Origin of the sequence: Caulobacter sp. B11, from assembly GCF_002737765.1 — a bacterium.
Lineage (GTDB): Bacteria > Pseudomonadota > Alphaproteobacteria > Caulobacterales > Caulobacteraceae > Caulobacter.
Genome location: NZ_PEGG01000177.1, coordinates 1 through 6549, shown reverse-complemented (window position 1 = coordinate 6549; position 6549 = coordinate 1). Strand labels below are relative to the sequence as shown.

General features: G+C 71.0%; 6 protein-coding genes and 2 pseudogenes. 1 reads left to right on the top strand and 7 read right to left on the bottom strand.

Annotation, left to right across the window (positions count from 1 at the left end; all coding sequences use genetic code 11):
* Positions 1 to 174: 174 nt before the first annotated feature.
* The 3 genes and pseudogenes from CSW58_RS08270 to CSW58_RS08260 form a co-directional block, all read right to left on the bottom strand.
* Positions 175 to 1025 (bottom strand): annotated as a pseudogene (locus tag CSW58_RS08270) (neutral zinc metallopeptidase).
* 41 nt (positions 1026 to 1066) lie between these two features.
* Positions 1067 to 1450: a hypothetical protein gene (locus CSW58_RS08265; protein ID WP_143755134.1), complete on the bottom strand. Its 384-nt coding sequence runs from the start codon at positions 1448 to 1450 to the stop codon at positions 1067 to 1069.
* 27 nt (positions 1451 to 1477) lie between these two features.
* Entirely contained in the window at positions 1478 to 2044 is a 567-nt protein-coding gene (locus CSW58_RS08260) for a hypothetical protein (protein ID WP_099446972.1), read from the bottom strand.
* Between the two features lie 256 nt (positions 2045 to 2300).
* Between CSW58_RS08260 and CSW58_RS08255 the strand changes: the two are divergent.
* Positions 2301 to 2968, top strand: a pseudogene (locus CSW58_RS08255) (aspartate/glutamate racemase family protein).
* A gap of 7 nt (positions 2969 to 2975) precedes the next feature.
* On the opposite strand, the gene CSW58_RS08250 reads toward CSW58_RS08255, so the two are convergent.
* The 4 genes from CSW58_RS08250 to CSW58_RS15765 form a co-directional block, all read right to left on the bottom strand.
* Complete coding sequence (locus CSW58_RS08250; RefSeq protein ID WP_236627724.1) at positions 2976 to 3911, bottom strand: IMCp domain-containing protein; 936 nt, start codon at positions 3909 to 3911, stop codon at positions 2976 to 2978.
* 82 nt (positions 3912 to 3993) lie between these two features.
* The gene (locus CSW58_RS08245; protein WP_099446971.1) at positions 3994 to 5895 is read right to left on the bottom strand and encodes a transglycosylase domain-containing protein; all 1902 of its coding nucleotides are present in this window, start codon (positions 5893 to 5895) and stop codon (positions 3994 to 3996) included.
* Between the two features lie 99 nt (positions 5896 to 5994).
* Complete coding sequence (locus CSW58_RS08240; RefSeq protein WP_099446970.1) at positions 5995 to 6339, bottom strand: TauD/TfdA family dioxygenase; 345 nt, start codon at positions 6337 to 6339, stop codon at positions 5995 to 5997.
* A partial coding sequence (locus CSW58_RS15765) for a TauD/TfdA family dioxygenase (protein WP_201721610.1) occupies positions 6317 to 6549 on the bottom strand: 233 nt, incomplete at its 5' end. The genes CSW58_RS15765 and CSW58_RS08240, both read right to left, overlap by 23 nt.

Genomic DNA, 6549 nt, shown 5'->3' with positions numbered 1-6549 from the left:
CGGCGCCTGGGCCAGGGCGCCCGTGCTCAGCAGGGCGGAGATCGCCGCCGCGGCGACAAGCGTGTTCAGGCCAAATGGCGACATGGTGTGGATCCCCCGGCAAACGTCACCGTGAGGGGACACCGAACCACGCCCGGCGCCAAGCCCTGACCGAACGCGGATCGACCGATGGGCCTAGAGGCTCCGGGCCCCGAAGGTGTCGCAGGCGCCGGGATCACCGGCGTCGTAGCCCTTGCCGAACCAGCGCATGCGCTGGGCGCTGGTGCCGTGGGTGAAGCTGTCGGGCATGACCTGACCCTGGGTCTTTTGCTGGATGGCGTCGTCGCCGACCGCCGCGGCGGCGCCCAGGCCGTCCTCGATGTCGGCGCGGTTGATGGCGATGCCGCCCTTCGACGCTTGAGGGGCGAGGCGCGCCCAGACCCCGGCATAGCAGTCGGCCTGCAGTTCCAGCCGCACCGAGCCGCTTTCCGCCCCGCGCGCGCCCTGGCGGCGGGCCTGATCCGACGCGCCAGTCAGGGTCTGGATATGGTGGCCGATCTCATGGCTGATCACATAGGCCCGGGCGAACTCGCCCTTGGCCCCGAAGCGGCTTTCCAGCTCGTTCCAGAAGGTCAGGTCCAGATAAACCTTGCGGTCGGCGGGGCAATAGAACGGCCCCATGGCCGCCTGGCCCGTGCCGCACCCCGTTCCGGTGGCGCGATCATAGATGACGATCGCCTGGGGCGGCGTATAGCGCTGGCCCTGGGCCTGGAAGATCGGGCCCCAGACGTCGGCGTTGGAGGTCTCGATGGTGTCGACGAACTGGCCGGCCTCATCGGCCACCTGGCCCCGCGCCCCTCCTCGGCCTGGCTCTGGGCCTGGATCTGCTGGGTGGCCTGCAAGGTGGTCTGGGGATCGATGCCGAACACGAAATAGCCGATGGCCGCCAGCACCACCGCGCCGATGCCGCCGCCGGCCACGCCGACGCCGCTCAGACCGCGCCGGTCCTCGATATTTCCCGAACGCCGTCCGCCACGCCATTCCATCCGCTGTCTCCCGCGACTACTGCGTCAAACTCATGCCGGTCTCAGGGCCGACCGGCAAGTGGCATGGCCTTGAGCCGAAGATTGCTGGCGGCCAGCCGGGCCTCGGACGCCGCGCTGATCCGGTCGTATTCGGACGACAGGGGCGCCTCGGGCAAGGGCAAGGATGGGCGTAGGGCCAGGCCGTCGCCGGCCGCCGGAACAGCTGTCCGCAGGTCTCTCAGGGTCAGGTCGGTGTCGAGGCGGGCGCGGGCCGCCTGGGCCTCGAGGCGGGCATGGAGCGCGGTCAGACGGTCGATATCCTGGCGCTGCAGGATCTCGTCGCGCTGACGCAGGTCCCGCAGATCGACCTGGGCGAACGACGGGCCGGCTCCGGCGCAGGTCGCCAAGGCCGCCAGCGCCGCGACCGTTCCTCTCCGCAGGCTCATCCCAGTGTCTCCGCGTCGCCCCGGGCGTCAGGGCCGTCTGACGGAGAAACGCGCCAGTTCGGTCTTCGGCGCCGCCCAATCGGGATCAAGTTCGGCGGCCCGGCTGTAGTCCTTGTAGGCCGCCGTCACGTCGCCCAGGCCTTCATTGGCCAGGGCGCGGTTGAAGAGGGCCTTTTCCGGGTCCTTGACCCCGAGCTCCAGCCCCCGGTCGATCGCCTTCAACCCCTCCTGGTAGCGCCGCTCGCCGACATAGGCCGCGCCGCGATTGACATAGGCCTCGCCCAGTTGCGGATCGATCTTGGAGGCGGCGTCGAAATCTTCCCGCGCCAGGCTCCAGGCGCGGCGCCGCAGCTGCATGACCCCGCGATTGACGTGGGTCCTGGCCCGGTCGCGGAAATTGAGGCTTTCGGTCTCCAGGGCCTGGCTGCAGGTGACCATGGCGCCGGGGTCGGATCGCCCGCCCAGGGCCGCGACCGAGCAGTCCTTGGCCGCGCCGCCGCCGATCACCAGGGTCGAGGCGCAGGCCGCGCCGCCGCCGGCGGCGCTCAGCGCCGCAGCCAGAACGGCGGACGCAAGAAAGTGTCTGTGAAGCATGTCTACCTCCCGTCGCGGACGGGGCCTCCCTAGCGCCGGAGCGACGTGACGTCGACCAGCTGGAGGAGTTCGGGAGCACCCTACGCCGCGCTGATCATCCTACCATGTCGGAGGTTCGGTCTCCACGCGCCCAGAATGTCACGCCCTGTGGCCGATTTGCTCGCCCTCATGGCCAGCGCCGCTTGATCTGACGCATGGCCGGCTCGATGCGGCCTGGGCTAGGCTAGGCGCTCGCAAGGTTTGCAAGGAACCCCAGATGAGCAAGATCCTCGGCGTGCTCGGCGGCATGGGCCCAACCGCCACCCTGGACTTCCTGGCCAAGCTGCAGGCCGCCACGCCCGTCCGCCACGAACAGGACCATCTGAGGGTTCTGGTCGATATCAATCCCAGGGTTCCGGACCACGGTCTGGACCCGGGCGCCGCCGGTCCGGTCCTGGCGGCCATGGCGGCGGGCCTGCGCGAGGCGGGGCCCAGGTCCTGGCCATCGCCTGCAACACCGCCCATGCCTACGCCGATGAGGTTCGGGCCAGCGGCCTGCCGCTGGTCGACATGCCGCACGCCGCCGGCCTGGCCGCCCGAACGGCCGGCGTCACGCGAGTCGGGGTTCTGGGCGCCGCCGGAGCCCTGGGACTCTACCGCCAGCGGCTCTCGCACCTGGGTCTGGAGATGGTCAGCCTGGGCGATCACGAACAGATCGAGTTCATGGCCCTGCTCTACCGCATCAAGTCCGGCGACCTGGGATCGGCGTCACGCGAGACCATGGCGGGCCTGGCGCACCGCCTTGTCGCCCTGGGAGCCGAGGCGGTGATCGCCGGCTGCACCGAGGTTCCGCTGGTCCTGAACCAGGACGATCTCGGCGTGCCGTTCATCGACGCCACCGAGGCCCTGGCCAGCCGCTGCGTGGCGGTGTGCCTGGAGCCCTGACTCCGGACTAGCGTCGGCAGCAGCCGCCGCCGTGCGACGATGTCCCGCCGCGCTTGCCGCCGCCGCGCGCCTGAACGCTGACGCTGGAGCGGGCGCTCGCCGTCGCTGACGCCGTGGCGCCGGCCCGGGCTCCCGCCGAAGCCGAGGCCGCCCCCGCGCCGATCAAGGCCGGACGCCAGCCGCCGCCCGGGCCGTAGCGCCGGGTCTGGCCGCCCTGATAGCCGGTCGCCACGCCCTCGCGCGACTGGGCATAGCCGTCGCCGGCCAGGGCGCTGCCCCAATAGCTCCAGCCGGCCTGGCCTTCCGACACGTAGCTTTCCGAGGCCGACGACTCCGTCGTGCTGGAATAGGAGTCCTCGTGGATCTCGACATCGCGGACGCGGCCTTCCCGCCCCTCATAAACCTCACGTCGCTCACAGCAGGGGCGCGGCGCGCAGCAGCCGCGCGCGACCGGAACCTCGACCCGCTTTTCGATGATCCGGTCGACATAGACCGGCTTTTCGATCACCCGATCCACATAGACCGGCCGATCGACGAGAACCTCGACGCGCTTTTCCACCACGACCCGCCTCTCGACCACGCGATCGACCGGGACCTCCACGCGGCGTTCAACGATCCGTTCGACCGGAACCTCGACGCGCTTTTCGACGACGCGATCGACATAGACGGTCTTTTCCACGATCCGCTCGACCGGGACCTCGACCCGACGCTCGACATAGACCGGCTGGCGCACGATCTTCTCGACGATCACCGGGCGATCCACGGTGCGTATGACCACCCGGGTCCGGACGGGCGTCCGTGCCTTGGGCCGAGGCTTGGGCTGGGCGGCGGCGATGGGATGGCTGGCCGCCGGATAGCCGTCGGCCAGGGCCGGCGCGCTCGCGGCCAGCAGGCCGCCGACCGTCATGGCCGTCAGCAGGATCCAGGTCGAACGCGTCGTCATCGCTTCACTCCAAGCTCAAGCATGCCTTTGTGGGACAGCCGGAGGAGGACGCAGCAACCTTCGCGCCATGTGGCGGAGCCGCCTAAAGTCCCAGGATGCGGCGCAGCCAGCCGGGAATGTCGGACGCCCCCCGGGGCCCGGGCGCTTCCTCGTCGTCGCGGGTGCGAGGATCAAACCGCGGGGTCGGAGCCCGGTCGCGGGCGATCAGGCCGACCTTGAGGCCCCCGCCCACGAAGTCGCGCCAGATCTGGGCCGGAACGCCGCCGCCGGTGACGCCCCTCATCGGCGATTGGTCGTCATTGCCGACCCAGACGCCGACGACCAGATCGCCGGTGAAGCCGATGAACAGGGCGTCGCGATAGTCCTGGGTGGTGCCGGTCTTGCCATAGGTCAACTGGCCCGTCCGCGCGGCCCGGCCGGTGCCCTCCTCGACCGCCGCGCCCAGCATCTCGAGCAGCGCCGCGCGCTGGACCGGATCGAGGGTCTGCTGGGTCGGCGCGGGCCCGGGACGTCCCTTGGCCACCACAGGGTACCGGCCCGACGCGACCCCGGCATAGGCCGCCGTCAGCTCCAGAAGGGTCGTCTCGGCCGTGCCCAGGGCCAGGGTGGCGTCGTCGGCCTTCAGCGGCGCGGTGACGCCCAGATCGCGCGCGGCCTGGACCACGGCGGGCCCTCCGGCCGTCTGGAAGATGCGGGCGGCGACAATGTTGTTCGAACTGGCGAAGGCCTCGCGCAGGGTCAGGTCGCGACCCGAGCCGCCCTCATGGTTGCTAGGCGTCCAGCCGCCGATGGTCACCGGGTCGCCCACGACCATCATGTCCGGTCGCGCCCCGTCGCGCAGGGCCGCCAGATAGACGAACAGCTTGAAGGCCGAACCGGGCTGGCGGCGGGCCTGGGCGGCGCGATTGAACTGGCTGTCGGCATAGCGTCGCCCGCCGACCATGGCGACCACGCGGCCGTCGGGACGCATCGCGACGAGGGCCGCCTGCCCGACCTTGCGCTTGCCGGCCGCCGCCAGGCCGCGCGCCACGGCGGCCTCGGCCCGTCGCTGCAGGCGTCGATCCAGGGTGGTGGCGACGCGCACCTCGCCATAGCGGGCGGTGTCGAAGGCGTCGGCCAGCTGCGGCGACAGCCAGTCGGCGAAATAGCCGCCCACCGACAGGTCGGCGCGGGCGTTGCGGGCCCTGGCGTCATGGCCGGCGGCGGCCTGCTGGGCGGTGATCGCGCCGGTCTCGACCATGGCCGCCAGGACGAGATCGGCCCGGGCCCGCGCGGCCTGGGGATGATCGACCGGGTCCAGCTTGACCGGGGCCTTGACGATTCCGGCCAGCAGGGCGGCCTCGCCGACCGTCAGCCGCTCCGGCGGCTTGCCGAAATAGTGTCGCGACGCCGCGCCCAGGCCATAGACCCCGTCGCCGAAATAGATGCTGGACAGGTAGCGCGACAGGATCTCGTCCTTGGACAGCCGCAGCTCCAGCCACAGGGCGATCATGGCTTCCTGGCCCTTGCGGCGCAGGCTTCGCTCGGCGGTCAGGAACGAGGTCTTGGCCAGCTGCTGGGTGATGGTGCTGCCGCCCTGCACCGTGTGGCCGGCGCGGGCGTTGGCCAGGGCGGCCCGGCCCAGGCCGGTCAGATCGACGCCCCAGTGGCGATAGAAGCGACGATCCTCGATGGCCAGGAAGGCCTGGACGACATGCGGCGGCAGGGCGTCGATGCTCACCGGCGCCTCCTTGTAGCCGCCGCGCCGGGCATAGGGCTTGCCCTGGGCGTCGAGCAGGATCAGGGCGGGGCTGGGCAGAGGCTCGAGCGACCGGGAAATCGGCAGGCTGTGTCCCAGCCAGATGACCGCCGCCGCCAGGACCAGGCCCAGGCCGGCCATGACGGCGATCAGCCAGGGCCGCGCGGCCAGACCGGAGGCGATCCGTCGTCCGATCGTCGTCGCGTCGGCGACCACCCCCGACAGCACCGCCTCGCCATCGATCATCCTGGTTCCGTCTCCGTGGCCCTGGGCCGATTCAGAACGGCTGGCCGCCGTGACGGTTCAGTTGACCGGCGACGTGGGTGATTTGATGGCGGACCGGGATCAACCGACGGCCGGCGCGGCGCGAAACATCGGACGGTCGCCCAGCACCGTCGCGCGGTGCATGATCCGCCGGTGCGGCAGGAAGTCGTCGACCGCCCGGTGCTGGGTGCAGCGATTGTCCCAAAAGGCCACGGCCCCCGGCGTCCAGCGCCAGCGCACCACGAACTCCGGCTTCTGGACGTGGGCGTTGAGGAAGGCCATCAGCGCCCGGCTCTCCTCGCCCCGCAGGCCCTTGATCCTCTGGGTGAAAACCGAATTGACGAACAGGCAGGGCTCGCCGGTTTCCGGGTGGGTGCGGATCACCGGGTGGACCACCGGCGGATTAGCGGCGACGGGCCTTTTCATAGCGCTCGCGGCCCGCCTGGCTGCCGGCCAGTCCGGTGGCGGTGAAGGCGTGGGCGAAGCTGTGGACGGCTTCAAGCCCCTCCAGAAACCGCTGCATCGGCGGCGACAGGGCCCGATAGGCCGCGGTCATCGACGACCACATCGTGTCGCCGCCCACCGGCGGCAATTGCCGCGCCGACAGGATCGAGCCCATCGGCGGGGTGTCGATGA

Excerpts from the sequence above, each read along its gene's own strand:
- CSW58_RS08265 (WP_143755134.1), bottom strand. The coding sequence starts at position 1,450 with ATGAGCCTGCGGAGAGGAACGGTCGCGGCGCTGGCGGCCTTGGCGACC.
- CSW58_RS08260 (WP_099446972.1), bottom strand. The coding sequence starts at position 2,044 with ATGCTTCACAGACACTTTCTTGCGTCCGCCGTTCTGGCTGCGGCGCTG.
- CSW58_RS08250 (WP_236627724.1), bottom strand. The coding sequence starts at position 3,911 with ATGACGACGCGTTCGACCTGGATCCTGCTGACGGCCATGACGGTCGGC.
- CSW58_RS08245 (WP_099446971.1), bottom strand. The coding sequence starts at position 5,895 with ATGATCGATGGCGAGGCGGTGCTGTCGGGGGTGGTCGCCGACGCGACG.
- CSW58_RS08240 (WP_099446970.1), bottom strand. The coding sequence starts at position 6,339 with ATGAAAAGGCCCGTCGCCGCTAATCCGCCGGTGGTCCACCCGGTGATC.